Genomic DNA, 26,021 nt, shown 5'->3' on the forward strand with positions numbered 1-26,021 from the left:
TTCACCTGGATTTCAAACTAAATAATTCAATACGTATGTATTTATATTTGGTCAAGTCGACTCCAATTTTGGCGGAAATCAGGCATTCTTGCCGGATTCGTCCAGAATCTTGTCGATTTCCTCGCCGAGGGCATCCCACGCGTCGTCGCGAAACGTCATGAAGCCGAAGCCGCGCATGATGAACGCGCCTTCCATGGCCATCAGCGCCAGCAGGAGGCGGCGATCCTCCTCGCGGGTGAAGTCGAGGCCGTCGAGGCGTTCGGTGCAATCCTTGCGATAGCGTTCGAGCTGCTCGGGAGACTGCATCAGCACGGCCATCATGACGGCCGTGCGGTCCCGCGTGACCGGATCATATTCCTCCTCGCGCGCGACGATGATCTGCGCCCTCAGGATGGCGCGCCGGTCGGCATCGTCGCCCGCCAGCGCGGCGACCTTGGTGTCGTACTCCTCGGCCCACCGGTCATACATGGCCGTGAGCAGATGCTCCTTGGTGGCAAAGCTGTACTGCACCCCGCCATTGGTGATGCCCGCCGCCCTGGCCAGCGCCGCGACGGTCAGCGCCGCCGCGCCCCGCTCGCGCACAATCGATTCGGCCAGGTCGAGCAGTCTGTCGCGGTCGATTTTCTTGCGGCGGGACATGGGACGGCTCCCTCAGGCCCAGTCGAACTGCAGCGTCTCGCGGAAGGCGAAGCGCACGATATGGGATTCCACCACCCGGTTCAGCTCGGGCAGGCGGCTTGCGTCCTCGGCGGTAATGTGAACGCGCAGCCTGTCCGGCTCGGCGTTGAGGTCGATCACCTCGCCTTCGCCGAACCGGATGCGGCCCTGCTGCGGGTCGAAGCTCACCTCGAAACGGTGCGACCAGTGTTTGCACAGTTGCTGCAGATAGCGGCTGGCATGTTCGGTCGTTACGGTTGCGCTGGATGCGGGCATGTCGAACCTTTCCGTCGTTCGCCAGGATGTCGGTCTCGATCGAATAAATATGCACGTAATGTTTTCTTGCCGCCGCTTCAATCACAGAGGCTGCGCACCTCCGCTTTTCTCCGGAGGCGCGTGACGAACGCGGCCGTGACATGGTACGCACATGCGGGCAATGGTCGGGTGCGCGGATGATAAGTGAGGAGCAATTTCTGACCTCGGTGTTCTGGGCGCGGGAATTGCCACGCGAGGAACAGGAGCGGGCGCGTCGCGGCATCACCTTGCGCACCCTCGAGGCCGGCACCTATTTCATCCATCGTGGCGACCGCATCGACAGCTGGATCGGCGTCATCAGCGGGCTTTTGCGGCTGGGCTCGATCACCACGTCCGGCAAGGCGGTGACCTATGCCGGCCTGCCGCCGAGCTGCTGGTTCGGGGAGGGGTCGCTGCTCAAGGACGAACCGCGCCAGTATGACGTGCTGGCGCTGCGCCGCACGCAGGTCGCGCTGCTCAACCGCTCCACCTTCCTTTGGCTCTACGACAACAGCGTCGCCTTCGACCGGCTGCTGGTGCGGCTCATCAACGAACGCCTCGGCCAGTTCATCGCGCAGGTCGAGCATGACCGCAGCCTCGCTTCGGCCGGCAAGGTGGCGCGCAGCCTCGCCTCGCTGTTCAACCCGGTGATCAGTCCTTTCGTCGGCTCGCATATCGACATCAACCAGGAAGAGATCGGCCTGCTGGCGGGCGTGTCGCGGCCCGTCGCCAATCGCATCCTGCAAGAGCTGGAAAAAGCCGGCCTGCTGCGCAACGAGGGCGGCGGCGTGACCATTCTGGATCTGGAAAGACTGCGGCGCTACGGCGAATAAGCCAGTGCCTGCAAGGGTTTGGGAGTGGCGAGGATTCGCCTAAAGCCCAATGGCCAAATAGATTCCCGTCAGATTACATTCAACAAGGCTTCTTGTCTGTCAAGGCAGAAGTTGAAAAAGAGCGATGAGGCTTGCAAGCTTCGTCCGACAAGTCGGGACCAACACCGGCGCCGAATAAATCGGGAGGAGTTGCTTTGGCACCAGGGAGTGCGATGCCAATGCTCGATACGTTCGCCAAGCTCTTGTGCGAGCACGCTCGCGTGCGGCCTGACCGGCCCGCCATGCGGCACAAGGATCTGGGCATCTGGCACACATGGACATGGCGCGAGATGGCCGAGACCATCCGCGCCTATGCGGCGGGCCTTCGCGAACTCGGCCTGCAGCGCGGCGCGACCATCGCCGTGATCGGCGAGAACCGGCCGGCCATGTACTGGACGATCCTGGCCGCCCAATGGCTGGGCGCCGTTCCGGTGCCGGTCTATGCCGACGCCGTGGCCGACGAGATGGCCTATGTGCTCGACCATGCCGAGGTCGGCTTCGCGGTCGTGCAGGACCAGGAGCAGGTCGACAAGCTGCTGGCGATCCAGGACCAGGTGCCGAAGCTGCGCGTCGTGCTCTACGACGAGCCGCGCGGCCTGCGCGATTACGACCATACGCGCCTGCATGCGGTCGCCGACATCATCGGGAAGGGGCGGGCGCTGCTGGCGGCGGACCCGGCGGCCGCCGCTTCCATCGATGCCGAGCGCGACAATGGCGGCGGCGACGACATCTCCATCATCCTCTACACCTCCGGCACCACCGGCCGCTCCAAGGGCGTGCTCCTGTCGGCCGGCCGCTCCATCGCGGCGGCGCGCGACACCGTCGCCTTCGACGGCCTGACCGATCGCGACGAGGTGCTGGCCTATCTGCCGCTGGCCTGGGTGGGCGACCACTATCTCAACTATGCGCAGTCCATGGTGTCGGGTTTCTGCGTGGCCTGCCCGGAGAGCCGGGAAACCGCCGAGAGCGACCTCCAGGAGATCGGGCCGACCTTCTATTTCGCCCCGCCGCGCATCTTCGAGGCGCTCCTGACGCGCGTCACCATCCGCATGGAGGACGCGAGTGCCCTCAAGCGGCGCATGTTCGACTATTTCATCGGGCTGGCCCGCCGCTGGGGCGAAAAGATCCTCGACGGCGAGAAAGTGCCGCCCGGCGCCCGCCTCGGCTATGCGCTCGGCAATCTGCTCGTCTATGCGCCGCTGAAGAACGTGCTCGGCTTCTCGCGCATCCGCGTCGCCTACACCGCCGGCGAAGCGATCGGTCCCGACCTGTTTTCCTTCTACCGCTCGCTCGGCATCAACCTGAAGCAGCTCTACGGCCAGACCGAGGCCTTCCTCTATGTCACCGCCCATCCCGACGGCCAGATCCGGGTCGGCACGGTCGGGCCGGCGACGCCCAATGTCGAAATCCGCATCACCGAGGAGGGCGAGGTGCTCTACCGCTCGCCCGGCCAGTTCCTCGGCTACTACAAGGACGACGAGCGGACCGCCGAGACCGTCACCGCCGACGGCTATGTGCGCACCGGCGATGCCGGCTTCTTCGACGAGGATGGCCATCTCACCATCATCGACCGGGCCAAGGATGTCGGCCGGCTGCGCTCCGGCGCGATGTTCGCGCCGAAATACATCGAGAACAAGCTGAAGTTCTATCCCAACATCAAGGAGGTGGTGGCTTTCGGCCAGGACCGCGACTTCGTCACCTGCATGATCAATATCGAGCTGACGGCGGTGGGCAACTGGGCCGAGCGCAACAACATCCCCTATGCCTCCTATCAGGAGCTGGCGCAGCGCCCCGAGGTCTACGCCATCTGCGCCGGGCATGTGGCGGCGGTGAACCGGGCGCTGGCGGCCGAGCCGCGCATGGCGGCGTCGCAGATCCGCCGCTTCCTCATCCTGCACAAGGAGCTGGATGCCGACGACGGCGAGATGACCCGCACCCAGAAGGTGCGGCGCGGCTTCATCGCCGAGCGCTACAAGCCGCTGGTCGATGCCCTCTACAACGGCGCCGAGCTTGCCGACATCTCCACCGAGGTGACCTTCGAGGACGGCCGCAAGGGCGTGATCTCGGCGCGCGTGAAGATCGCCGATGCCGAAGTCCAGGAAATCGGCACGCTGGAGGCCGCGGCATGAACGCCCTTGGCGCAACCATCGGCGAAACCCTGCTTGCGGTCGATGGCGTGTCGCTCGCCTTCGGCGGCGTCAAGGCGATCACCAACGTCTCCTTCGACATTCGCAAGGGCGAGATCCGCGCCATCATCGGTCCCAACGGCGCCGGCAAGACCTCCATGCTCAACGTGGTCAACGGCTTCTACCATCCCCAACACGGCCGCATCACCTACAAGGGCCAGACCCGCTCGCGCATGCGCCCCTACCAGGCGGCGAGCCAGGGCATCGCCCGCACCTTCCAGAACGTGGCGCTGTTTCGCGGCATGACCACGCTGGACAACATCATGGTCGGCCGCACGCTGAGGATGCATCGCGGCTTCTTCTGGCAGATGCTGCGCCACGGCCCTGCCATGCAGGAGGAGATCGAGCATCGGCGCGTGGTCGAGGACATCATCGATTTCCTGCAGATCGAGGCGATCCGCAAGACGCCGGTCGGCAAGCTGCCCTACGGCCTGCAGAAGCGGGTGGAGCTTGGCCGCGCGCTGGCCATGGAGCCGGAACTGCTGCTGCTCGACGAGCCGATGGCCGGCATGAACATGGAGGAGAAGGAGGACATGTGCCGCTACATCCTCGATCTCAACCGGCATTTCGGCACCACCATCGCCCTCATCGAGCATGACATCGGCGTGGTCATGGACCTGTCCGACCGGGTGGTGGTGCTCGAATACGGACACAAGATCGCTGACGGCACGCCGGAGGAGGTCAAGGCCGACCCCAAAGTCATCGACGCCTATCTGGGGGTCGGACACTGAAACGCGAGGATACGCCACGCCGTCCGTGATGGCGCTGACGTCGATCAGGGAGGATCGATGCTCTACAACATCTTCATCGACCCATTCGTGCAGATGGTGCAGATGCCCGATCTGCTGGTGCAGACCCTGTGGGAGGGGCTGGTCTCGGGCGTGCTCTATGCGCTGATCGCGCTGGGCTTCGTGCTGATCTTCAAGGCGTCCGGCGTCTTCAACTTCGCGCAGGGCATCATGGTGGTGTTCTCGGCGCTGACGCTGGTCGGCTTCTACGCCAAATTCTCCTCATGGGGCTTTTCCGGCCATGCCGCCGCCTTCCTCGCCCTTGTCCTGGCGGCCGGCGTCATGCTGGTGCTGGCCGTATTGGTCGAGCGCGTGGTGCTGCGGCCGCTGGTCAACCAGCCCGACATCATCCTGTTCATGGCCACTTTCGGCATCACCTATGTGCTGATCGGCTTCGGCGAGATGGTGTTCGGCGGCGATCCCAAGCAGATGATCGCCGACGAGCTGTTCCTGCCGAGCGGTTCGGTCGACATCGAGATGCTGGGCGGGCTGGTCAGCCTCCAGAAGATCGACATTGCCGCCGCCGTCATCGCCTCGCTGATGATCGTGGGGCTGGCGCTGTTCTTCCAGAAGACGCGCATCGGCCGCGCGCTGCGTGCCGTCGCCGACAGCCACAAGGCAGCCCTTTCGGTCGGCATCTCGCTCAACCAGATCTGGGTGATCGTGTGGTTCGCCGCCGGCCTCGTCGCGCTGGTCACCGGCATCATGTGGGGCGCGCGCTCCGACGTCTCCTTCGCGCTGGAGATCGTGGCGCTGAAGGCGCTGCCGGTGCTGGTTCTGGGCGGCTTCACCTCGGTGCCCGGCGCCATCGTCGGCGGCCTTATCATCGGCGTCGGCGAGAAGCTCGGCGAGTTCTACTGGGGCCCGCTGCTCGGCGGCGGCATCGAGAGCTGGCTCGCCTATGTGATCGCCCTGGTGTTCCTGCTGTACCGGCCGCAGGGCCTGTTCGGCGACAAGATAATCGAGCGGATCTGACACGATGTTCTATCGCGAAACCGGCCAGTTCAAGCAAGGCTACGCCGCCGACTCAGCGGTCTTCCCGATCCTGCAGGATCGCTACGGCCTCGCCATCATCATGGCCATCGCCTTCGTCGCGATCCCGCTGTTCGGCAACGAATTCCTGCTGGCCTCGGTGATGGTCCCGTTCCTGATCCTGTCGCTGGGGGCGATCGGGCTCAACATCCTCGTCGGCTACACCGGCCTCCTGTCGCTCGGCACCGCCGGCTTCATGGGGGTGGGTGCCTATGCCGCCTACAAGCTCTCGACGCTCTTCCCGCAGGTCAACATCCTGGTGTGGATCCTGTGCTCGGGCTTCTTCGCGGCCGGCATCGGCGTGATCTTCGGCCTGCCCTCGCTGCGCATCAAGGGGTTCTATCTCGCGGTCGCCACGCTCGCCGCGCAGTTCTTCCTGCAATGGTGTTTCGTGCGCATCGCCTGGCTCTACAACTACAACCCATCCGGCGCCATCGAGGTGCCGGGCCGCACCCTGTTCGGCATCGCCATCACCGGGCCGATGGCCACGCCCGTCACCCGCTATTACGTGGTGCTGGGCGTCGTCGTTGTGATGACGCTGATCGCTTCCAACATCGTCCACGGCCGCATCGGGCGGACATGGATGGCGGTGCGCGACATGGACATCGCCGCCCAGCTCATGGGCATCCGCCTGCTGCCGGCAAAGCTGCTCGCCTTCGCCGTCTCGTCCTTCTATTGCGGCGTGGCCGGCGCGCTGATGGTGTTCCTGTGGCTGGGCGCTGCGGAGCCGTCGGCCTTCGACATCAAGCTGTCCTTCCTGCTCTTGTTCATGGTCATCATCGGCGGCCTCGGCTCGCTGATCGGCAGCTTCATGGGCGCGGCGCTGATCCACATATTGCCGATCTTCATCCGTGGCCTGCCGGAATCGCTGGGCCTGCCGATCGCCGCCGCCACGGTCGAGCACCTGACCTTCCTGATCGTCGGCGCGCTCATCATCTTCTTCCTCATCGTCGAGCCGCACGGACTGGCCCGGCTTTGGCAGATCACCAAGCAGAAGCTTCGCGTGTGGCCGTTCCCCTATTGAGGGCGGCCGGCGCGGTGGAAATGGAAACTGGAGGAGAACGAAATGTCGCTTAAGAAACTGGTATTTGCGCTTTCGGCCGCATCGATGCTGGCCATGCCGGCGATGGAGGCCGCCAAGGCGGAGGATTCCATCTATGTGCCGCTGTTCACCTACCGCACCGGCCCCTTCGCCGGATCGGGCGCGCCGATTGCCGACGGCATGCACGACTATCTCACCATGCTCAACGAGCGCGACGGCGGCATCGGCGGCGTCAAGCTGGTGATCGAGGAGTGCGAGACCGGATACGACACCAAGAAGGGCCTCGAATGCTACGAGGCGGTGAAGCCGAAGAAGCCGGTCATGGTCAATCCGTGGTCGACCGGCATCACCCTGCCGCTGATCCCCAAGGCCGCCGTCGACAAGATCCCGGTGCTGTCCATGGCCTATGGTCTCTCGGCCTCGGCCAAGGGCGACATCTTCCCGTGGATCTTCAACCCGCCGGCAACCTATTGGGACGGCTTCACCCAGATCCTGAAATACATCGCCGAGCAGGAAGGCGGCGGCATCGAGAAGCTGAAGGGCAAGAAGATCGGCTACATCTATCTCGACGCCAGCTTCGGGCGCGAGCCGCTGCCGCTGATCGACCAGCTTTCGAAGGAACTCGGCTTCGAGGCCAAGCTTTATCCGGTGGCCGCCGCCGACATGCAGAACCAGTCCTCGCAATGGCTGAGCGTGCGCCGCGACCGCCCGGACTACATGATCCTTTACGGCTGGGGCGCGCTGAACTCCACCGCCATCAAGGAAGCGGTGAAGACCAACTTCCCGATGGAGAAGTTCATCTCGATCTGGTGGCCGGGCGAGGATGACGCGCGTGGCGGCGGCGAGCGGGCCAAGGGCTTCAAGACCCTGAACTGGCATGCCGCCGGCGACGACTTCCCGCTGCTGGCCGACATCGAGAAATATGTCGTCGATGCCGGCAAGAGCCAGGTGTCGGACAAGTCCAAGGTCGGCCAGGTGCTCTACAACCGCGGCGTCTACAATTCCATGCTGATCGCCGAGGCCATCCGCACCGCGCAGGAACTCACCGGCAACAAGGTGGTGACCGGCGAGGACGTGCGGCGCGGGCTGGAGAACCTCGACATCGACGAGGCACGGCTGAAGGAGATCGGTCTGGAAGGCTTCACCCAGCCGGTCAAGCTCTCCTGCGCCGACCACAACGGCCACTTCTCGACCTTCGTGCAGAGCTGGAACGGAACCGCCTTCGAGAAGATCACCGACTACATCACGCCGATGAGCGACAAGGTCGGGCCGCTGCTCGACGAGGACGCCAAGGCCTATGCGGAGAAGAACGCGCCGTGGCCCGAGCGCACCGAGGCCTGCGACGCCTCGTAAGGCCCTCCCATGGCAAGCCTCCCTTCCCCGTCTTTCGGGGGAGGGACCCCAATCCGGAGCTCGCTTATGTCCGATCTTGCTTCCACCCACCGCACCTCGCAGGCGCCTGAGCCGGCGCGGCCGATCTTGTCGGTCAACAACATCGAGGTCATCTACGATCATGTCATCCTGGTTCTGAAGGGTGTGTCGCTGACCGTGCCGCAAGGCGGCATCGTCGCCATTCTCGGTGCCAACGGGGCCGGCAAGACGACGACGCTCAAGGCGATCTCCAACCTGTTGCAGGCCGAACGTGGCGAGGTCACCAAGGGCTCGATCGAGTTCGACGGCGCGCGCGTCGACAGGCTGAGCCCCAACGAGCTGGTGCGGCGCGGCTGCATCCAGGTGATGGAAGGCCGCCACTGCTTCGGCCATCTCAGCATCGAGGAAAACCTGTTGACCGGCGCCTTCACCCGTCGCGACGGGCGCGCTGCCATCCGCGACGATCTGGAGATGATCTACAATTATTTCCCGCGGCTGAAGCAGCGGCGCACCGCCATGGCCGGCTATACCTCCGGCGGCGAGCAGCAGATGTGCGCCATCGGCCGCGCCATGATGAGCCGGCCCAAGATGATCCTGCTCGACGAGCCTTCCATGGGCCTCGCGCCGCAGGTGGTCGACGAGATCTTCGAGATCGTCAGGGACCTCAACACCCGGCAGGGCGTGTCCTTCCTGGTGGCCGAGCAGAACACCAACATGGCGCTGAAATACGCCACCTACGGCTACATCCTCGAAACCGGGCGCATCGTCATGGACGGCGCCGCAGACGCGCTGCGCGACAACGAGGACGTCAAGGAATTCTACCTTGGCATCGGCGGCGAGGGCCGCAAGTCCTTCCGCAACGTGAAGAGCTACAAGCGCCGCAAGCGCTGGCTGAGCTGAGAGCCCGCCCGCCGCCCGGACGAAACCCCTCTACGGAAGCGATGTCACCCATGCCTGCACATTTCGATGCCGAGGAAACCCGGGCCCCCGAAATCCGGGAAAAAGCCCTGTTCGAGACGCTGCGCACCCTGCTTGCCGGCGTGGCGGAGACGACTCCGGCCGTGAAGCAGCAACTGGACGGCATCGCCATCGATGCGATTGCCGACCGGGCCGCGCTGCAACAGGTGCCGGTGATCCGCAAGGGCGACCTCGTCGCCTTGCAGGCCAAGGCGCCGCCCTTTGCCGGTCTCACCTCGGTCGCGGCCGGCAGGCTGAAGCGGCTGCTGGTTTCGCCGGGTCCCATCTTCGATCCGGAAGGCCACGGCAAGGACTGGTGGGGCTCGGCGCGCGCCCTGTTCGCGGCCGGCATGCGCGAGCACGACATCGTCCACAACGCCTTCAGCTATCACCTGACGCCGGGCGGCTACATCATGGAATCGGGCGCCCATGCGCTGGGCTGCGCCGTCATCCCGGCCGGGGTCGGCAACACCGAGCAGCAGGTGGAGGCGATCGCGGCTCTGCGCCCCTCCGGCTATCTCGGCACCCCGGATTTCCTGAAAATCCTGCTCGACAGGATCGCCGAGGCCGGCATCGACAATCCGTTCCGGCGGGCGCTGGTGTCGGGCGCGGCCTTCCCCCCGTCCCTGCAACAGGAGGTGGCGGGGCGTGGCGTCGATGCCTACCAGGCCTATGCCAGCGCCGAGCTTGGCGTCATCGCCTACGAGACGCCGGCGCGGTCGGGCCTCGTGGTCAATGAAGGCCTGATCGTCGAGATCGTGCACCCCGGCACCGGCGATGCGGTAGCCGACGGCGAGGTCGGCGAGGTTGTGGTGACGCGGCTGAGCCCGGAATATCCGCTGCTGCGCTTCGGCACCGGCGATCTGTCGCGCATCGTGCCGGGCGCGAGTGCCTGCGGGCGCACCAACCAGCGGCTGGCCGGCTGGATGGGGCGGGCCGACCAGCGCACCAAGGTCAAGGGCATGTTCGTCGACCCGGCCCAGATCGCGGCGATCGCGAAGAAGTTTCCCGAACTCGGCCGGCTGCGCCTTGTGGTGACGCGCGCCGACGAGCAGGACCAGATGGTGCTGAGGGCGGAGGCGGGCGCAACGGGCGGCGACCTGTCGACGGCCCTGGAAACGGCCCTGCAAGCCTCGACCAAGATGAAGGGCAGGGTCGAGATCGTGCCGCCCGGCAGCCTACCCAATGACGGCAAGGTCATCGCCGACGAGCGCCCGGCCGGCGCTTGAGCGCATGATCCCGAAAATTGCAGACTTTCCGGACAGGATCATGTGCCAAAAACAAAGACTTCGGGCGCCCCCTTCCGGCTCGGCGCTCCGGGAGATGGAAGCTCAATGTTGAGCTGATTTGTCCACTTGATTGCGACGGCCGGCTGTCCGATGTTCAGGCAAACAGGCTGATCGCTCCGGTGCGCCTCGATGCGCATGGCGATGCGGGGCTGACCGCAGGACGCAACCGATGACACCACCCGTTGCTACCCACCCCACCGATGGGCGAGCCGTTTCCCAGTTTCCGGACGCGGGACGCGGGGCGGGCAAGGGTCCCGTGCCCGACAGCGGCGTCGAGCGGGAGCCGCCGATGGTGTCGGCGCCCCTGCGCGGCCTGTTCCTTGCGCTTGGCCTGTTCTTCGTGGTGCTCGGCTTCGTCGGAGCCTTCCTGCCGGTGCTGCCGACGACGCCGTTCCTCATCCTGGCGGCGGCCTGTTTCGCCAAATCCTCCCGGCGGCTGGAGCTGTGGCTTCTGGACCATCCGCGTTTCGGACCCACCTTGCGCGACTGGCGCCTGCGCGGTGCCATACCGCGAAAGGCCAAGATGATGTCGCTGGCCGGGACCAGCCTCGGCTTCCTGCTGTTCTGGCTGGGAAGCAACCCCGGGCCGCTGATGATGGCGGCGGTAGGACTGCTGATGCTGGTGGGCGTCGCCTATGTGTTTTCGCGTCCGTCGTGAGCGGTATCAGGTCAGGCCCGACAGGCGCTTCGACAGGCCGATCTTCTCCAGCGGCACCTGCAGGATCGGATCTGCCCTGACGCCGCGCCACACCGGCTCATACCCGCGCGCAAGGTAAAGCTGCAGCGCGCGCTGGTTGTCGGCCGCGACTTGCAGCCGTGCATGGTCATGGCCGGCGCCGGCGATCTGGCGTTCCAGTTCGGCCAGAAGCGCCGAACCTGCGCCTTTGCCTTCCCATTGAGGTGCCACCCAGATGTCGGTGATCACGTCGTCGCGGTGCTCGCGGGCGCCCAGCCCCGCCGGCCTGCCGTCGATTTCAGCAACGAGGATGTTTTCGCCCTGCGCCTGGATGAACGGCCTGAACGGATTGTCCGCCCTTATGCGGTCAGCCACATGCGCGGGGACGAACGGGCCGATGCCGCGTTGCCATGCCTGCAAGCCGATGCAAGCCAGCGCTTCGGCATCCGCCGGGGTGGCGGGGCGTACACGGACCATGGTCATTCTCCGTACCGGTTCGGAACGGCTCTAGGCCCCAAATGGCCGTTTGGGAAGCCGGGGCGGCTCCCCGGAACGGGCCGGTCGGCTGGGCTGCCGCAGCGGCAAACGGGAAAATCGGCAGGTGCGGCAATTTATTCTATAAAAATAGTAGACAAACACTTGAACCGCGGGCCGGGCGGGCCTATCTGGGCTGCGTGTCGGGTGTTCTCCTCCCATTGCGCCCGACACGTTCCCCTCTGGAAGGTTTAACTTCCATACTTGGCCGGGCCCTTGGGTCCGGCCTTTTTTCTTGCCGCATCCCTGCCAAACAAAAACGGCGCCGAAGCGCCGTTTCAGGAAAGCTGCGTCTGCTTGCGATCAGCCGCGGGCTCCGGAGAAATGACCGCACCAGTCGCTGGAGGTCACCACCGGCCACAGGCCGCGGGCGTTCGGCTCCGGCTGCGTCACCGGCGGGTTGAAGCGGCACAAGCCGGCATGCTCGGCGACCTTGGTGCTGTTGGCAACATGGTCTTCGTAATAGGCGCAGCTGTTGCACGAGACGGACTGGGACATGGGGTTTTCTCCTTCTTTCAGAAATGGCTTTAAAGTTGAGCCCTGCAATCAAAATTTAGAATGATTCTAAACTAGAAAACGACCGGACCGCAAGCGCTGTTTTGTCGGGTGCGACAAGAAGGACGCCACCGGAAGCCGGATGGACCAAAAGCGGCCCGCCGGCATCGTCGCCGGCGGGGTCCGGAAATTCAGAAGGGAAGGAGAAGGGGCCGGAACGCGAAACCGGTCAGGAAGCCTTGCCGGGGCGTTTGCGCGTCTTCCTCGATGGCTTGACGTAGATTTCCAGCCTGTGGCTGACGATGTCGAAGCCGTGCCGGCGGGCGATCTCTTCCTGTAGCCGTTCGATCTCGTCGGAGCGGAATTCGATCACGTCGCCGGTCTCGACATTGATGAGATGGTCGTGATGTTCCTGGTCGGCGCTTTCGAAGCGCGCGCGCCCGTCGCCGAAAGTGTGCTTTTCCAGCACGCCCTTTTCCTCCAGCAGAGCCAGCGTGCGATAGACGGTGGCGATGGCGACGCCCGGACTGATCTCGCTGACGCGCCGGTGCAGTTCCACCGCATCCGGATGATCCGACGATTCGGCCAGCACCTGCATGATGACCTTGCGCGGTTCGGTCAGGCGAAGCCCGTGCTCCTTGCACAGGGCGGCGATGTCCTTGCTGAATTTCATGTCTGCTCTTCGCGCTGCCTTCACTGGGGAAGAGGCCTTGCCGGCGCTCGCCATAGCCCTAACCCGGAAATGCAGAGGTTTCCAGTAAGGCGTTGCCGCAGGCCCCGGAAACGGCAAGGGCCCCGCAAGGGGGGCCCTTCCATGTGGGTCCGCGGCGGCGCTATTCCGCCGGTTTCGGTTTCTTCCGGAACAAGGTTCCGAGATTGTCCCAAAGCTCGATCTTGACGCCCTGCCGCTTCATGATCACCGCCTGCTGGAGGATCGAGAGCAGGTTGTTCCAGGCCCAGTAGATGACCAGGCCGGCCGGGAACCCCGCCATCATGAAGGTGAAGATGACCGGCATCCAGTTGAAGATCATGGCCTGCGTCGGGTCCGGCGGGGCCGGGTTCATGCGCATCTGCAGGAACATGGTCACGCCCATCAGCAGCGGCCAGACGCCGATGTGGAGCATGGTCGGCACGGCGAAGGGCAGCAGGCCGAACAGGTTGAACAGCGAGGTCGGGTCGGGTGCCGCCAGATCGTGGATCCAGCCGAAGAACGGCGCGTGCCGCATCTCGATGGTGATGTAGAGCACCTTGTAGAGGGCGAAGAAGACGGGGATCTGGATCAGCACCGGCCAGCAGCCGGCGATCGGGTTGATCTTCTCCGTCTTGTACAGCTCCATCATCGCCTGCTGCTGCTTCATCCGGTCGTCCGCGTATTTCTCGCGGATTTCCATCATCTTCGGCTGCACCTTCTTCATGTTGGCCATCGAGGCATAGGACTTGTTGGCCAGCGGGAAGAAGACGAGTTTGACGACGACGGTGGTGGCGAGGATCGCCAGCCCGAAATTGCCGAGCATCTTGTAGAGCGTGTCGATCAGCCAGAACATCGGCTTGGTGATGAAATGGAACCATCCCCAGTCGATGAGCAGGTCGAAGCGGCGGATGTCCCGCTCCTGTTCATATGCATTGATGGTCGCGACTTCCTTGGCGCCGGCGAAGACCAGCGATTCCACCGTGGCCGACTGGCCGGCGGCGACCGGGATGGCGTCGCTGAGGAAGTCCGCCTGGTAGCGGGGGCGTCCGTCCTCGAAATAGGCGAAGCGTGGCTGGAACGCCTGCTTGGCCGTCGGCACCAGCGTCACCGCCCAGTACTTGTCGGTGATGCCGAGCCAGCCGTCGTTGGATTTGCCGGGCGTGTACTGCTTGTCCTCCTCGACCGCAGAATATTTATGCTCCTGCAATCCCTCCTCGCCGGTCACGCCGATGAGGCCTTCGTGCAGGACGTAGATCGAGGCGGTGGTCGGCTTGTCGAAACGCGTCACGCGGCCGTAGCTGAACAGGGTGATGTCGCTGGGACCGGTGTTCTCGACCGTGTCGGACACGGTGAACATGTAGTTCGCGTCGATCGAGTAGGTGCGCTTGAAGATCACGCCCTTCTCGTTGGTGTAGGTGAGCGTGACCGGGGTGGACGGCGTCAGCGTCGCATTGCCCTCGACGGTCCATTCGGTCTGCGGGCCCGGCACCGTGCCGGTCGCCTCGCTGCCGACGAAGCCGATCTCGGCATAATAGCCGTTGGGCTGGGCGGCGGGATTGAGCAGCTCGATCTCGGGCGAGGTCTTGTCGACCGTCTCGCGGTAGTCCTTGAGCCTGAGGTCGTCGAGACGGCCGCCGACGAGGTTGATCGATCCCTGGACCCTCGGGGTGTCGATCTTCACGCGCGCCGTTCCGGCCAGCGCCTGCTCGCGGCTGGCTGGCGTATTCAATTCGCCGAGAATGCCGCCGCCGGGAACGGCGCCGTCGGCGGGGGCGCCCTGACCCTGTGCCGTCTGGCCGGGCGCGGTCTGGCCGGGTGCCTGCACGTCGGCGCCTTGCTGCGTCTGCTGGCTCTCCTGGCGGGAGGCCTCGATCCGCGCCGCCTCGCGCTGCGCCTCGATGCGCGGGTTCATGTAGAAGACCTGCCAGAGCACCAGGATCAGCACCGACAGCGCAATGGTGATGAAGAAATTGCGATTGTTTTCCATACTGAACCCTATCGTGATCCGCGGATCCGCCGGGAAAGCTCGGCCTTGAGCTGGTCGAAGGAAGCGCCGAGCACATCCTCGCGCCCGACGATCACATAGTCATTGCCGGCCGCCATGTCATGTGCGGCATGGGTGCGCACGGCCTCTTTCAGCCGCCGCCGGACGCGGTTGCGCACAACCGCGTTGCCGACTTTCTTGGTGACGGTATAGCCGACGCGCGGCGCCTTGTCGTCGCCGCGGTCGAGAACCTCGACGAGGAAAAGCCGTCCACGGCGCTTCTCACCGCGCCGCACGGCCAGAAACTCCGCGCGTTTGAGAAGCCGCCCGGGCTGTGCTCCCGAAGGCTTGCCTGCGCCGGGCAACGAACTCGTTTCCGTCAGGCGCTCAGCCGCTTGCGGCCACGGTTGCGACGGGCTGCGACCACGGCGCGGCCGCCCTTGGTGGCCATGCGCGCACGGAAGCCGTGACGACGCTTGCGGACAAGCTTGGAGGGTTGGTAGGTACGCTTCATTTATTTAATACCGCGGTGTGCGGCCCTTCTTGATTCTGCCATCGATGCGACAGGAGCTATGCCCGGCCATTGCGGCGTGGCCAAAACCCGTGGCGCGACCGAAACCGCGCCGGGAGGGCAGGCCCGAGCGTGAGCGGGCTTATATGGATTGAGGCCGGCGAAGTCAATCGGCGCATGGCCTTCGAATGGCCCGCCATGGCAGACAGATGTCCGCGTTTCGTCTATCCTACCGGCAAGCGCGATATGCCGTGGAAGACCGCAAAAGCATGACGGAAAAGGAACAGCACCCGCCTGAGACGCCGGAGTCGGCCGGGCCCACGGTTGCGCTGGCGCGCGGCCTGTCCACCAAGCTCCTGCTGCTCACCGTCATCTTCGTCCTTCTGGCCGAGACCTTCATCTTCCTGCCGTCGGTCGCCAGCTATCGCATAAGCTGGCTGCGCGACCGCCTGGCGACCGCCGCCGCCGTCTCCATCGTGCTGGTGCAGGGCGATCCCGGTGCCCTGTCGCGGGAGGCGCAGGACGAGGTGCTGATGGCCATCGGCGCCAAGGCGATCGCCGTCACCGATGGCGGCGTCTCGCGCCTGCTGGTGGTGGCCGACATGCCGCCGCAAGTCGACAAGCACATCGACATGGCCAATGTCGGCATGTTCGGCGAGATCACCGGCGCGCTCGACACGCTGCTTTACGGCGGCGGCAGGATGCTGCGCGTCTACGGGCCGGCCGGCGAGGACGGGCGCGAGTTCGAGCTCATCATGTCGGACAAGGGCCTGCGCGCCGCCATGCTCACCTATGCGCGCAACGTCGCCTTCCTGTCGCTGCTGATCTCGGTGTTCGCCGCCATGCTGGTCTATGCGGCCATGGACCGCGTCATGGTGCGGCCGATGCGCCGGCTCACCCGCTCCATGCTGGCCTTCTCGCAGGCGCCGGAAGACCCGACGCGCATCATCAGCCCCATCGAGCGCGCCGACGAGATCGGCTTTGCCGAGCGCGAACTTTCGCGCATGCAGGAAAGGCTGCAGAAGATGCTGGCCGAGCGCCGGCACCTGGCCGATCTCGGCCTCGCCGTTTCCAAGATCAACCACGACATGCGCAACATGCTGGCCTCGGCCCAGCTCATCTCGGATCGGCTCGCCATGTCGAAGGACCCCACCGTGCAGTCCTTCGCGCCCCGGCTGCTGCGCGCGCTGGACCGGGCCGTTTCCTATTCGGAAGGCGTGCTCGCCTATGGCCGCACCCAGGAGGCGCCGCCGGCGCGCAGGCTGGTGCGGCTCAATCCGCTGGTGGAGGATCTGCGCGACATCGCCGGCGCCGACAGCACCATCGACTTCGTCAATGCGGTGCCGCCTGAATTCGAGATCGACGCCGATCCGGACCAGCTCTTCCGCGTGCTGACCAACCTGACCCGCAATGCGGTGCAGGCCATGCTGGCGGAGCCGGACAAGGTGACCGTGCGGCGCTTCACGGTTTCGGCCGAACGGCAGGGAAGCGTGTGCCGCATCGTGGTGAGCGACACCGGCCCCGGCCTGCCGGCAAGGGCGCGGGAAAACCTGTTCTCGGCCTTCCGGGGCGCCGCGCGGCAGGGCGGCACCGGGCTTGGCCTCGCCATCGCGCAGGAACTGGTGCGCGCCCATGGCGGCACGCTGGAGCTGGTGGCCAGCGACAGCGGCAACACCACCTTCGCGGTGACCATCGCCGACCGGCCTCTGCCTTTCGGGCGCGCGTCGGACGGCCTGCGTCAGCACGGCTGACGGCCGGCGGCGACCGGGGTCCGGTGGACGGCGTGAAGAAACTTTCAAATGCCGGCTTGCATTTCCGGAATTCAGTCGCTAGTGAAGCGGCACGTTCGCGGCCGGCCCCGAAAGCCGGACGCCGGGCCGCCCAAAACGGCCCACTGCGCGCCCGTAGCTCAGCTGGATAGAGCACCAGACTACGAATCTGGGGGTCAGAGGTTCGAATCCTTTCGGGCGCGCCATTTAACTCCTTCAGACATCGTGATCGATCGGTTCGCCTTCGGGCTTGTTGCCCCGTCGTGCGCTGCCGAACGCATCCATCGGCGTGGTTTGCAACCGACGCAAAAGGCCTCCCTGGCCGCTTTGAAAGCGGTCCCGTCTGCTTTCCGGTTGCAAGAGGATATTGCCCCGGCCGGTATCTTCGGCCAAAGTCATGCATGGAACTTCAGGACAGGCTTGGGGGACGGGCTTGGTCCATGCGTGAACATCGCCATCCGCGCCAGATCGCGACCGTCGTTTCGGCCGATGCCGTCGGCTTTTCCAGGCTGATGCACATCGATGACGAGGCGGCGCTCAGGCTGCTCGACGAGCGGCGCGAGCTGATCGTCGCGACCGTCGAGCGCGCCGGCGGCAACATCTTCGGCACGGCCGGCGACTGCATCATGGCGGTGTTCGGCAATCCCATCGTCGCGCTCGGCGCGGTGCTGCGCTTCCAGGAGGCGATCGGCGAGGCGAACGCGGCCGCCGGGCCGGAGCGGGCCATGCCGTTCCGCACCGGCATCAGCGCCGGGCCGGTGATGATCCGCGACGACGGTGTTTTCGGCGACACGGTCAATATCGCGGCCCGGGTGCAGGAATTCTCGCCCTATGGCGGCGTGGCGCTGGCCGATACGGCCCATTCCCAGCTCAACCGGCAATTCGACCTGCATTTCACCGATCTCGGGCCGTTGCAGCTCAAGAACATCGCCATGCCGGTGCGGGTCTTCGTGTCGGAGCCGGGTGGCCGCAACGTCGCCCCGCGCCCGCTGATGGACCTGCGCGCCGGGCGCGGGCCGCCGCACGCCACCGGCAGCACCGACGAGCTGCCGGCGCTTGCCGTGCTGCCGTTCCAGAACCTGACCGGCGACCCCACGCTGGCCTATCTGTGCGACGGCATCGCCGACGACATCTTGCTGGGCGTCGCCAACACGCGCTCGGTCCCAGTCATCGCCAGGGATTCCAGCTTCCAGTTCCGCGACCCCGCGCTCACCACCGCTGCCATCGGTCTGCTTCTGGGGGCGCGCTACATCGTCTCCGGCTCGGTGTCGGGCGATGCCGAGCGGATCGCCCTCAGCGCGTCGCTGGCCGACAGTTCCAATTCGCGCGTCATCTGGGCGGGGCGCTATGAGCGCGGCCTCAAGGAGGTGCAGCGCCTGCAACGGGACCTGGGCGGCGAGATCGTCTCGCGGCTGGAGCGCGAGGTCGACCGGGTCGAGCAGGTCCGCACCTTCCAGGTCCCGCCGGAATCGCTGTCGACCTGGCAGTTGCTGCGGCGCGGCCGCTGGCACATGCAGCGGCGTTCCTCGGACGACACGGCGCGTGCCTTCGAATATTTCCGGCAGGCCTATGACGAGGATCCCAATTCGAGCGCCGTGCTCAACGAGCTGGCCTGGTGGCATCTGTGGAAGGCCTGGCTGAACTTCGCCGACCGCGACGAACTCAGGATCGTCGCCAATTATGCGCGACGCTCGCTGCTGATGGACAGCCTCGACGCGCGTCCCTACTGCTATCTCGGTTTCGTGGAGATACTCGAGGCCCGGCCGCAATCGGCCATCGATCTGTGCCGGCAGGCCATCGACATCAATCCCAGCTTCTCGCTGGCGCATACGGGGCTGGGCAGCGCCAGGGGGCTGCTGCTGGAGCCGGGCGAGGCCATCCGCCACCTGACCGAGGCGATCCGGCTCAGCCCCTTCGAGACCTATCTGTTCCACAATCTCGGGGAACTGGCGGCGGCCCACACCATCGCCCGCAACTGGCCGGCGGTGGTCGAGGCGGCCGACCGCTCGCTGTCGCTTGCCCCGAACTATTTCTATGCCAGCTATCTCAAGGCCGGTGCGCTGGCGCGCCTCGGGCGCCTTGCGGACGCGCGGCAGGAGGCGCGCCTGTTCCATGCCCGCCATCCCGACTTCGAGCGCAAATGGATCGAATGGATTCCCTTCCGCGACAAGGCGGTCAACGAAGGCATGATCGAGAATTTCCAGCTCGCCGACGCCTGAGCCGGCCAGCGCACAGCAAGGTGATGCCCTTTGTGTGAGGTGCTTCACAGAGACGACGTGACGAAAGGTTGATTGCTGGGACAGCGGCTCGAAGGGGCGGTCCATGGTGTTCAAGTGCAGCCCGAAATACTTCCACGGCCTGGCGAAGGCGCAGGCCGAGCTTCCCGTCGACGCCGGGGTTCCGCCCTTCGATATCCGGCGCCTGCGCTCGAAGGGCCTGATCGCGCGGGCGGTCGGCTATCTGTTCGAGCATCCCGACTGGTGGCTCGGCTTGTTCAGGACGTTTCTGCCGCGTTTCCGTTGCGGCCGCTTCGTGCTCCTGACGCGCAACGCCGACGTCCGCGAGGTGCTGGAGCGGCAGGCCGATTTCGAGACGCCCTACGGGCCGGAGATGGTCGAGTTCGCCGGCGGGACGAATTTCATCCTCGGCATGACGGACGGGGAAGAGTACCGGCGCCTGAAGTCTGTGGTGCTCGGCACCTTTCCGCCCGGCGAGGTGGAGGAGCGCGTGCGGCCGATCGCGGCGCGGCGCGCCAGGGAGGTCGTGGCGGCGGCGGACACGCAGCTCAACGCGGCCGGCGACTTGTTCCGCGTCGTCTCCTCGGCGATCTGCCGCGACTATTACGGCATCGAGGTCGATGACGAGGGCGAGTTCGCCGACTGGAACATCGTGCTCAGCACCCTGTTCTTCGGTGATGCGACGGCCAGCCGCACGGTGCGGGAACTGGCCATCGCCGCCTCGCGCAACATGCGCGCCGCCATCGACCGGTCCATCGACGCGGTTCTCGGCGAGGGCGCGCCGCGCGACAGGCCACTCGACCGGCTGGTCGGCGCGATGCTGGAGGGGCGCATCGGGCGGGGCGACGTCCATGCGATCATGATGGGCATGATCACCGGCTTCGGGCCGACTACGCTGCTGGGCGGCGGCAACTGCCTCGATGTGGTGCTGTCGCGCCGCGAGATCTTCGATGAGGTGGCGGCGGCAGTCGCCGCCGGGGACGACGCGCGGCTCGACCGGGCGATCGTCGAGGCGATGCGCTTCAAGCCGATCTGGATCAGCCCGTGGCGCTATGCGCGGGAAGAACGCCAGATCGGGGGCGGCAGGGGCAAACCCTATACGGTCAGGGCCGATACGGTCATCTGGCCGGCGACGCGCTCGGCCATGTTCGATACCCGCGCGGTGGAACAGCCGCACCGTTTCAGGCCGGAGCGGCCGGATCGCGAAACGCTGGTCTTTGGCCATGGCATCCACAAATGCATCGGTGCTGCGCTGGCGCGCGTGCAGACGGCCGAATGCTTCCGCGCCCTGTTCTCCCGGCAGGGTTTCCGCCGCGCCGGCGGCAGGAAAGGCAAGCTCGTGCGGCTCGGTCCCTATCCCGACCGGCTGATGGTCCAGTTCGACCCCGTGGGCCTGCAATCCATGGTCACGGTGATGGTGCCGGTGAAGGCCGGGACGCCCAGGGAAACGGTCCAGGCGCGGCTCGATGCGCTGGGCAATCCGTCGACTGCCGAGGTGCGCAAGGCATTGGATGGCGTCGGCACCGTTCATTTCGCCTCGATGTCGGTCATCGAAACCGGCGCGACCGAGGATGGAATGCCTGCCCATCATCTGGTGCTGGAAATGTCGGGAGACGGAGACAGGCACGCGGTTCTCGCCGCCTTCGACAGGGCGCTGGGCGACCGGACCGGGCAGATATTCCTCGAATTCTCGGCCGATCCGGTCGGCAACGATCCGGTGGCGTTCATGGAGCGGCACGCGCCGGACGTGTCGCCCATATTCGGCAGCCTGAACGGGCTGGTTTTCGGCGGTACGCCCGGCCACAGCGTCGAGCGCATCCTGCGCGAGGACCAGCTGGCCAAGACGGCGATGCGGATGGTGGAGGAGCTTTCCGCCCGGCCGGGCAACGATGCCGCTGCCGTGCTGCACGAGGTGCGCGCAAGGCTGCGGGCCGATCCATCGTTCCAGTGGGCATTCCTGCCCGCTCCCAGCATGCTGGACGATCCGCCCAAGGGCGCGTGGAGCGCCTTTCGGCGCACGCTTCTGGCCCGCCCCGTCTACCTCACGGTCGGCACGGTCTATGCGCTGTGCTGGGCGCTGACCTATTATCTGCTTTTCTATCCCACGGTGGCCTGGCCGCATTTCCTGCTGCGCGCGGGCACCGCCTTCGTGCTGTCTGGCCTCGGTATCCTGACGACGCTTTCTTTCGCCCTCGGCCTCATGCTGATCTGGCTGCGCCGCATCGAGCAGGCGTCGGTCGCCTCGACCCAATCCATTTCGCTGGATCGCCTGGTCGAATTGCAGCAGCGCGAAGATCGCGGTTTGCAGAACCACATGACGGCGGTGTCCACGCTGAAGCCCGGGGTGTTCCGGCGCATGCTGCTGCGGTTCACCTTCTATGTGATCTCCATTGCCGCGACCCACATCTTCCGGCCCGGCTTCCTGTCCAGCATCGGCACCATCCATTTCGCGCGCTGGGTCTGCATTCCGGGCACCGACAGGCTGGCATTCTTCAGCAATTACGGCGGCAGCTGGGAAAGCTATCTGGAGGACTTCATCACCAAGGCGTCCAAGGGCCTGACCGGCGTGTGGAGCAACACCGAAGGCTTTCCGCCGACGCGCTTCCTGTTCTTCCACGGCGCGCGCGACGGCGACCGCTTCAAGCGCTGGGCGCGCACCCAGCAGGTGCCGACCGGCTTCTGGTACAGCGCCTATCCGCATCTCTCGACCACCCATATCCGCAAGAATGCGCTGATCCGGCAGGGCCTGTGCTCGGCGCGGCTGAGCGAGGCGCGCGACTGGATCAGCCTGTTCTCCTCCACCGAGCGCCAGCCCTGGACCCGGCTCAACCGGCTGCAACGCCTGCTGCTGCCCGACGCCGTGCCGGAGGAGATGCTGGAGCAGGGCGAGATCCAGTCGATTGTGTTCGGGCCGATGGGCCGCCTGTCGCACGGCCGGATGCTGGCGTTCCACATCCCGCCGGATACGGATGTCGCCGGGCGGCGGGAATGGCTCGGTCGCATCGTGGCGAAGCTCTCCTTCGGCGATGCGCCGCCGGCCCACAGCGCCATGATCGCGCTGTTCGGGCCGGACGGTCTCAGGCGTCTGGGGCTGGACGAAGCCGGGGGCGACGATCCGCTGGAAAGCTTTCCGCTCGCCTTCAGGCAGGGCATGTCGAGTCCCTATCGCAGCCGCGTGCTCGACGATGGCGGGCCGAACGATCCCGGCGAATGGCTCTGGGGCGCGCAGGGCAATCCGGTCGATGCCGTCGTCAATTGCTATGCCGAAAGCCCGCAAGTGCTGGACGGGATGGTCGCGATGCTGGAGGCGGCGTCCCGGGATACGGGCATCCCCATCGTGCACCGCCTCGACCTCACCGTCATCGGCGCCCGCGCCGATGCGGCCGATGGCTGCAAGCGCAAGGTGCACGACCAGTTCGGTTTTGCCGACGGGATCTCGCAGCCGGTCATCCGGGGAACCGGCCGCGAGGCCTGCGTTCCGGTGCATTCCATGCACCTCGTCAATGCCGGCGAGTTCCTGTTCGGCTATCGGGACGAGCACGGCTTTTACCCGCCGAGCCCGACCGTGCCGGGCAGGGCCGATCCGCTCGGCATCCTGCGGGCGATCGGGACCGATGGCAGCATCACCGCAGGGAAGGCGCCGCTGCACGATTTCGGCCGCAACGGCAGCTTCATGGTCGTGCGCCAGCTCTGGCAGCATGTCGAGCGCTTCGAGGACTATTGCCGCCACGCGGCCGGCGACGTCTCGGAGCTGACCGGCAAGCCGGTGGCGCCGGACTGGGTGGCCGCCCGCATCGTCGGCCGCTGGAAGGACGGCTCCTCCCTGATCCAGAATCCGGAAAAGCCGGCAGGGCGCTCGCCCGACAACGACTTCACCTTCGGCGCCGAGGACCCGCAGGGCCTGAGATGCCCGCTCGGCGCGCATGTGCGCCGCTCCAATCCGCGCGCTTCGCTCAACACCGATCTCGACACGCAGATACGCATCACCAGGCGGCACCGCATCCTGCGCGTGGGGCGCACCTATTCGGCAGCGGCCGCAGATGCCGGGACCGAGAAGGGCCTGCTGTTCATGTGCGTCAACGCCTCGATCGAGCGCCAGTACGAGTTCATCCAGCAGACCTGGATGGCGGCCGGCAATTTCCATGGGCTGCGCGGCGAGAAGGACCCGCTGATCGGCAACCAGATGGTGGACGAGGCGGGCGATCCGGTCGGGCGCTTCGCCATCCCGACATGGGAAGGGGCGATTGCGCTGAACGGCATGCCGTCCTTCGTCACCACGCGCGGCGGCGGCTATTTCTTCCTGCCGAGCCGGTCCGCCCTGCGCTACATGCTGTCGAGACTGGATTGATTCCGGATCATTTTGCGGAGGCGTCTTTCATCCCCTCTGCGGACCTGATCTGCTCCCGGCAAATACTTCATCGTCATTCCGGAAGCCTGCCGCAGCGAAGCGAAGGCAGGCTGTCCGGAATCCATTGCCGGCAAGACCGGACAGCGGCTGATCGCCATCCGACCGGCATGGATCCCGGCTCGCGGTCGCCGACGTTCCCTTGGCCGGGATGACGACGTGACGGAAGCGACGTTGTTCTCCCCCTTGCGGGAGGGGTAAGGGGTGGGGTTATCAATTCGCCTAGAAAGTATCGTCGTCGTCGGCGGCGAGCTTGCGCAGGACGCGCGCATTGGTGACCTTGATGTGGCCGCGCCGCACGTCGATGAGCGAGCGGCTTCGCCAACCTGTGAGGAGCTTGTTGACCGACTCGCGCGTGGCGCCGAGGAACTCGCCGATCTCGCTCTGCGAGATGGCGATCCAGCCGGCGGGGTCGGCCAGGATATGGTCGAGCAGCAGCAGCCGCTTGGCGAGCCGTGCCTCGATGTTCAGGAAGGCCTGGTCGCCCAGCGACTCGCTGACCCAGCGCACGCGCCGGCACACCAGGCGCAGCATCGAGCGCGCCAGCAGGGGGCTGTCCTCGATGCGGCGCAGCAATTGCTGCCGCTCCAGTGAGACTATGATGCAATCGGTGCGGCAGATCGCGGTCGCGGTGCGCAGGCCGCCGTCGAGCGCGCCGATCTCGCCGATGATGTTCGGCGCCGTTTCGACATTGGCCACCAGCTTCTGGCCGTCGATGGAATAGATGGAAATCTCGACCGAGCCGTCGATGAGGCCGAACACGCGGTCGGAGCGGTCCTCCTGCAGGAACAGGTGGCGGCCGGCCGGCATCTTTTCGGCGGTGCAATTGTGGAACAGGAGCTCGAAGAGATCGCGGTCGGAGAAGCTGCGGTCGACGGTGCCGGCCGCCGCGGCCGCGACGCCCTGCTTGGTGAGGCTCGCACGCTTGGAGGCCGGCCGGTGCGCATCCAGCCACACGATCTTGTCGGCGAAAAAACTCTTTCTGTCCATGACAGGCGCCGCCTTCCCCGCGCTCCGTCACATTGCCAGACAAAGGGCCATGGAGACAAGCCGCCACGTTCGGCAATGAAACCGGCTGCGACCGGCCCTAGCCGGCGGAGGCGGCATAGTTCATCGCGCCGGCTATGGCGGCGATTTCCTTTGCGGTCAGCACGATGTCGTAGCGATATTGCGACCGGTCCTGATAACGCGCCTTCTGATAGATCGGGCCGGCGGTGACGGAGATGATCACCTCCCTGCCGTTGGCCCCGTCGAAATCGCTGCTGGTCAGCTCGCTTTCGAAAATTCGTTTCGGCATGCCCTCCCGCTTTGCGGGCTTGACGGTAATTCGCATGTTCCACCTCGGTTTTCCCTGGACGCTCCCCGGCCCGGGACCGAGGAAGCGCCGGATCATCCGCCGGATACGGGCGCTGGAACTATGAAAAGCCTCACATTTGAGATTTTTATGACTGCCGCCCTCAAAATGTGCCCGGCCAGCCGCTGAAGGAAGCGGTCCTATTGAATCTCGTTGATATAGACGTCGTTTGCTGTTGTCGCCCGGTGGCTGTTCATCAAGATGGGCCGGGCCTGCTCGTCATAGGCCACTTCATTGATCACCAGGACCGCTGCAGGCGCGCTCAGGTCCAAGAACCGGCAGTCCTGTTCGGTGGCCAGTTCCGCCTCGATCATCTCGCGGATGGCTGAAATCTTGATCCCGTATCGGTGCCAGAACATCGGGTAGAGCCGTTCCGGTATTTTCTCTTTCTCCAGCGAAAAATCCGGGATCAGCACCGCCGGGATCACGACTTCCTCATGCATGACCGGGCGGCCTTCGACCTCGCGCACGCGGTGAATGTGGACGACGTCCTCCTCCGCGCCGATCCCCAGCGTCTGCGCCTCGTGCGAAGTGGCGGTGCGACGGGTCACGGCAAGGATGCGCGGAATCGAATTCTGCATTTCGCCGGTGCGCTTGTGCAGGCGAAAATAGTGGAAGTAGAAGCGCAGATTGTGCTTTGGCGAACGCCCGGTGACCACCGTGCCGGTCTTGCGCCGCCGCACCAGCGATCCTTCGGCGGTCAATTCTCCCAGGGCACGACGAACCGTTCCGACCGAAACACGGAATTCCTGCGCCAGCGCCGTTTCCGCAGGCAGCACCGTTCCCGCCGGCCAGGTGCCGGAAGCGATTCGGTCGGCAATCTGTGACGCAACTGCACGATAGATGGGCGAGTGCATTGAAAGATCAGACAAATACG

At 65.5% G+C, this 26,021-nt stretch carries 24 protein-coding genes and 1 tRNA gene; 13 read left to right on the forward strand and 12 right to left on the reverse strand.

Annotation, left to right across the window (positions count from 1 at the left end):
* Positions 1–78 precede the first annotated feature (78 nt).
* Both ACVCNR_RS11735 and ACVCNR_RS11740 read right to left on the reverse strand, forming a co-directional pair.
* A complete protein-coding gene (locus ACVCNR_RS11735; protein ID WP_354194681.1) occupies positions 79–639 on the reverse strand; it encodes a TetR/AcrR family transcriptional regulator in 561 nt (186 codons plus the stop codon).
* Between the two features lie 12 nt (positions 640–651).
* Positions 652–933 carry a DUF2218 domain-containing protein gene (locus ACVCNR_RS11740; protein WP_447074935.1) on the reverse strand — a complete coding sequence of 94 codons (282 nt, stop codon included), beginning with the start codon at positions 931–933 and terminating at the stop codon, positions 652–654.
* A gap of 176 nt (positions 934–1,109) precedes the next feature.
* Here ACVCNR_RS11740 and ACVCNR_RS11745 point away from each other — a divergent pair, with 176 nt between their 5' ends.
* The 9 genes from ACVCNR_RS11745 to ACVCNR_RS11785 all read left to right on the forward strand — a co-directional run bounded on the left by ACVCNR_RS11745 (position 1,110) and on the right by ACVCNR_RS11785 (position 11,146).
* Positions 1,110–1,784 (forward strand): Crp/Fnr family transcriptional regulator, encoded by a 675-nt coding sequence (locus ACVCNR_RS11745; RefSeq protein WP_354194684.1) that lies wholly within the window; start codon positions 1,110–1,112, stop codon positions 1,782–1,784.
* Positions 1,785–2,002: 218 nt separating this feature from the next.
* A complete protein-coding gene (locus tag ACVCNR_RS11750; RefSeq protein WP_447074936.1) occupies positions 2,003–3,952 on the forward strand; it encodes an AMP-binding protein in 1,950 nt (649 codons plus the stop codon).
* Positions 3,949–4,740, forward strand: coding sequence for an ABC transporter ATP-binding protein (locus ACVCNR_RS11755; protein ID WP_354194688.1), 792 nt, complete (start codon positions 3,949–3,951; stop codon positions 4,738–4,740). The genes ACVCNR_RS11750 and ACVCNR_RS11755 overlap by 4 nt, the downstream gene beginning before the upstream one ends.
* A 57-nt stretch (positions 4,741–4,797) precedes the next feature.
* Positions 4,798–5,772, forward strand: coding sequence for a branched-chain amino acid ABC transporter permease (locus tag ACVCNR_RS11760; RefSeq protein ID WP_447074937.1), 975 nt, complete (start codon positions 4,798–4,800; stop codon positions 5,770–5,772).
* 4 nt (positions 5,773–5,776) lie between these two features.
* Entirely contained in the window at positions 5,777–6,853 is a 1,077-nt protein-coding gene (locus ACVCNR_RS11765; protein ID WP_447074938.1) for a branched-chain amino acid ABC transporter permease, read from the forward strand.
* Between the two features lie 42 nt (positions 6,854–6,895).
* Positions 6,896–8,224 carry an ABC transporter substrate-binding protein gene (locus tag ACVCNR_RS11770; RefSeq protein ID WP_354194694.1) on the forward strand — a complete coding sequence of 443 codons (1,329 nt, stop codon included), beginning with the start codon at positions 6,896–6,898 and terminating at the stop codon, positions 8,222–8,224.
* A 66-nt stretch (positions 8,225–8,290) separates the two neighbouring features.
* The gene (locus tag ACVCNR_RS11775; protein WP_447074939.1) at positions 8,291–9,142 is read left to right on the forward strand and encodes an ABC transporter ATP-binding protein; all 852 of its coding nucleotides are present in this window, start codon (positions 8,291–8,293) and stop codon (positions 9,140–9,142) included.
* Between the two features lie 50 nt (positions 9,143–9,192).
* Positions 9,193–10,428: a phenylacetate--CoA ligase family protein gene (locus ACVCNR_RS11780; protein WP_447074941.1), complete on the forward strand. Its 1,236-nt coding sequence runs from the start codon at positions 9,193–9,195 to the stop codon at positions 10,426–10,428.
* 349 nt (positions 10,429–10,777) lie between these two features.
* Entirely contained in the window at positions 10,778–11,146 is a 369-nt protein-coding gene (locus ACVCNR_RS11785) for a YbaN family protein (protein WP_354194773.1), read from the forward strand.
* Between the two features lie 6 nt (positions 11,147–11,152).
* Here the strand turns inward: ACVCNR_RS11785 and ACVCNR_RS11790 are convergent, their stop codons facing one another.
* From ACVCNR_RS11790 to rpmH, 6 genes are all read right to left on the reverse strand, one after another.
* Complete coding sequence (locus ACVCNR_RS11790; RefSeq protein WP_447074942.1) at positions 11,153–11,641, reverse strand: GNAT family N-acetyltransferase; 489 nt, start codon at positions 11,639–11,641, stop codon at positions 11,153–11,155.
* A 360-nt stretch (positions 11,642–12,001) separates the two neighbouring features.
* The gene (locus tag ACVCNR_RS11795; protein ID WP_447074943.1) at positions 12,002–12,196 is read right to left on the reverse strand and encodes a hypothetical protein; all 195 of its coding nucleotides are present in this window, start codon (positions 12,194–12,196) and stop codon (positions 12,002–12,004) included.
* Between the two features lie 226 nt (positions 12,197–12,422).
* The gene (locus ACVCNR_RS11800; protein ID WP_354194704.1) at positions 12,423–12,866 is read right to left on the reverse strand and encodes a Fur family transcriptional regulator; all 444 of its coding nucleotides are present in this window, start codon (positions 12,864–12,866) and stop codon (positions 12,423–12,425) included.
* A gap of 160 nt (positions 12,867–13,026) precedes the next feature.
* Complete coding sequence (gene yidC, locus ACVCNR_RS11805) at positions 13,027–14,871, reverse strand: membrane protein insertase YidC (RefSeq protein ID WP_447074944.1); 1,845 nt, start codon at positions 14,869–14,871, stop codon at positions 13,027–13,029.
* Positions 14,872–14,879: 8 nt separating this feature from the next.
* Positions 14,880–15,233 carry a ribonuclease P protein component gene (gene rnpA, locus ACVCNR_RS11810; protein ID WP_354194708.1) on the reverse strand — a complete coding sequence of 118 codons (354 nt, stop codon included), beginning with the start codon at positions 15,231–15,233 and terminating at the stop codon, positions 14,880–14,882.
* A 14-nt stretch (positions 15,234–15,247) separates the two neighbouring features.
* Entirely contained in the window at positions 15,248–15,382 is a 135-nt protein-coding gene (rpmH, locus tag ACVCNR_RS11815) for a 50S ribosomal protein L34 (protein WP_083867726.1), read from the reverse strand.
* A 266-nt stretch (positions 15,383–15,648) separates the two neighbouring features.
* On the opposite strand from rpmH, the gene ACVCNR_RS11820 reads away from it, so the two are divergent.
* Together ACVCNR_RS11820 and ACVCNR_RS11825 are read left to right on the forward strand one after the other, a co-directional pair.
* On the forward strand, positions 15,649–17,130 hold the full coding sequence (locus tag ACVCNR_RS11820) for a sensor histidine kinase (protein WP_447074945.1): 1,482 nt from the start codon (positions 15,649–15,651) through the stop codon (positions 17,128–17,130).
* 147 nt (positions 17,131–17,277) lie between these two features.
* Positions 17,278–17,354 (forward strand) — tRNA-Arg (locus tag ACVCNR_RS11825).
* Between the two features lie 10 nt (positions 17,355–17,364).
* Here ACVCNR_RS11825 and ACVCNR_RS11830 read toward each other — a convergent pair.
* A complete protein-coding gene (locus tag ACVCNR_RS11830; protein ID WP_354194713.1) occupies positions 17,365–17,547 on the reverse strand; it encodes a hypothetical protein in 183 nt (60 codons plus the stop codon).
* Positions 17,548–17,588: 41 nt separating this feature from the next.
* Between ACVCNR_RS11830 and ACVCNR_RS11835 the strand changes: the two genes are divergently transcribed.
* Both ACVCNR_RS11835 and ACVCNR_RS11840 read left to right on the forward strand, forming a co-directional pair.
* Positions 17,589–19,367, forward strand: coding sequence for an adenylate/guanylate cyclase domain-containing protein (locus tag ACVCNR_RS11835; RefSeq protein ID WP_447074946.1), 1,779 nt, complete (start codon positions 17,589–17,591; stop codon positions 19,365–19,367).
* 103 nt (positions 19,368–19,470) lie between these two features.
* Positions 19,471–23,733, forward strand: a complete 4,263-nt coding sequence (locus ACVCNR_RS11840) for a cytochrome P450 (protein ID WP_447074947.1) — start codon at positions 19,471–19,473, stop codon at positions 23,731–23,733.
* 279 nt (positions 23,734–24,012) lie between these two features.
* Here ACVCNR_RS11840 and ACVCNR_RS11845 read toward each other — a convergent pair whose 3' ends face one another.
* From ACVCNR_RS11845 to ACVCNR_RS11855, 3 genes are all read right to left on the reverse strand, one after another.
* Positions 24,013–24,780 (reverse strand): Crp/Fnr family transcriptional regulator, encoded by a 768-nt coding sequence (locus ACVCNR_RS11845; protein WP_354194719.1) that lies wholly within the window; start codon positions 24,778–24,780, stop codon positions 24,013–24,015.
* 97 nt (positions 24,781–24,877) lie between these two features.
* The gene (locus tag ACVCNR_RS11850; protein ID WP_447074948.1) at positions 24,878–25,087 is read right to left on the reverse strand and encodes a hypothetical protein; all 210 of its coding nucleotides are present in this window, start codon (positions 25,085–25,087) and stop codon (positions 24,878–24,880) included.
* 197 nt (positions 25,088–25,284) lie between these two features.
* The gene (locus ACVCNR_RS11855) at positions 25,285–26,001 is read right to left on the reverse strand and encodes a GntR family transcriptional regulator (protein WP_354194723.1); all 717 of its coding nucleotides are present in this window, start codon (positions 25,999–26,001) and stop codon (positions 25,285–25,287) included.
* Positions 26,002–26,021: the final 20 nt, after the last annotated feature.

Source organism: Aquamicrobium terrae (assembly GCF_052978165.1).

Bases quoted from the DNA above. Each gene is read 5' to 3' on its own strand.
- ACVCNR_RS11735 (WP_354194681.1), bottom strand. From the start codon at position 639: ATGTCCCGCCGCAAGAAAATCGACCGCGACAGACTGCTCGACCTGGCC.
- ACVCNR_RS11740 (WP_447074935.1), bottom strand. From the start codon at position 933: ATGCCCGCATCCAGCGCAACCGTAACGACCGAACATGCCAGCCGCTAT.
- ACVCNR_RS11745 (WP_354194684.1), top strand. From the start codon at position 1,110: ATGATAAGTGAGGAGCAATTTCTGACCTCGGTGTTCTGGGCGCGGGAA.
- ACVCNR_RS11750 (WP_447074936.1), top strand. From the start codon at position 2,003: ATGCTCGATACGTTCGCCAAGCTCTTGTGCGAGCACGCTCGCGTGCGG.
- ACVCNR_RS11755 (WP_354194688.1), top strand. From the start codon at position 3,949: ATGAACGCCCTTGGCGCAACCATCGGCGAAACCCTGCTTGCGGTCGAT.
- ACVCNR_RS11760 (WP_447074937.1), top strand. From the start codon at position 4,798: ATGCTCTACAACATCTTCATCGACCCATTCGTGCAGATGGTGCAGATG.
- ACVCNR_RS11765 (WP_447074938.1), top strand. From the start codon at position 5,777: ATGTTCTATCGCGAAACCGGCCAGTTCAAGCAAGGCTACGCCGCCGAC.
- ACVCNR_RS11770 (WP_354194694.1), top strand. From the start codon at position 6,896: ATGTCGCTTAAGAAACTGGTATTTGCGCTTTCGGCCGCATCGATGCTG.
- ACVCNR_RS11775 (WP_447074939.1), top strand. From the start codon at position 8,291: ATGTCCGATCTTGCTTCCACCCACCGCACCTCGCAGGCGCCTGAGCCG.
- ACVCNR_RS11780 (WP_447074941.1), top strand. From the start codon at position 9,193: ATGCCTGCACATTTCGATGCCGAGGAAACCCGGGCCCCCGAAATCCGG.
- ACVCNR_RS11785 (WP_354194773.1), top strand. From the start codon at position 10,778: ATGGTGTCGGCGCCCCTGCGCGGCCTGTTCCTTGCGCTTGGCCTGTTC.
- ACVCNR_RS11790 (WP_447074942.1), bottom strand. From the start codon at position 11,641: ATGGTCCGTGTACGCCCCGCCACCCCGGCGGATGCCGAAGCGCTGGCT.
- ACVCNR_RS11795 (WP_447074943.1), bottom strand. From the start codon at position 12,196: ATGTCCCAGTCCGTCTCGTGCAACAGCTGCGCCTATTACGAAGACCAT.
- ACVCNR_RS11800 (WP_354194704.1), bottom strand. From the start codon at position 12,866: ATGAAATTCAGCAAGGACATCGCCGCCCTGTGCAAGGAGCACGGGCTT.
- yidC (WP_447074944.1), bottom strand. From the start codon at position 14,871: ATGGAAAACAATCGCAATTTCTTCATCACCATTGCGCTGTCGGTGCTG.
- rpmH (WP_083867726.1), bottom strand. From the start codon at position 15,382: ATGAAGCGTACCTACCAACCCTCCAAGCTTGTCCGCAAGCGTCGTCAC.
- ACVCNR_RS11820 (WP_447074945.1), top strand. From the start codon at position 15,649: ATGACGGAAAAGGAACAGCACCCGCCTGAGACGCCGGAGTCGGCCGGG.
- ACVCNR_RS11830 (WP_354194713.1), bottom strand. From the start codon at position 17,547: ATGACTTTGGCCGAAGATACCGGCCGGGGCAATATCCTCTTGCAACCG.
- ACVCNR_RS11835 (WP_447074946.1), top strand. From the start codon at position 17,589: ATGCGTGAACATCGCCATCCGCGCCAGATCGCGACCGTCGTTTCGGCC.
- ACVCNR_RS11840 (WP_447074947.1), top strand. From the start codon at position 19,471: ATGGTGTTCAAGTGCAGCCCGAAATACTTCCACGGCCTGGCGAAGGCG.
- ACVCNR_RS11845 (WP_354194719.1), bottom strand. From the start codon at position 24,780: ATGGACAGAAAGAGTTTTTTCGCCGACAAGATCGTGTGGCTGGATGCG.
- ACVCNR_RS11850 (WP_447074948.1), bottom strand. From the start codon at position 25,087: ATGCCGAAACGAATTTTCGAAAGCGAGCTGACCAGCAGCGATTTCGAC.
- ACVCNR_RS11855 (WP_354194723.1), bottom strand. From the start codon at position 26,001: ATGCACTCGCCCATCTATCGTGCAGTTGCGTCACAGATTGCCGACCGA.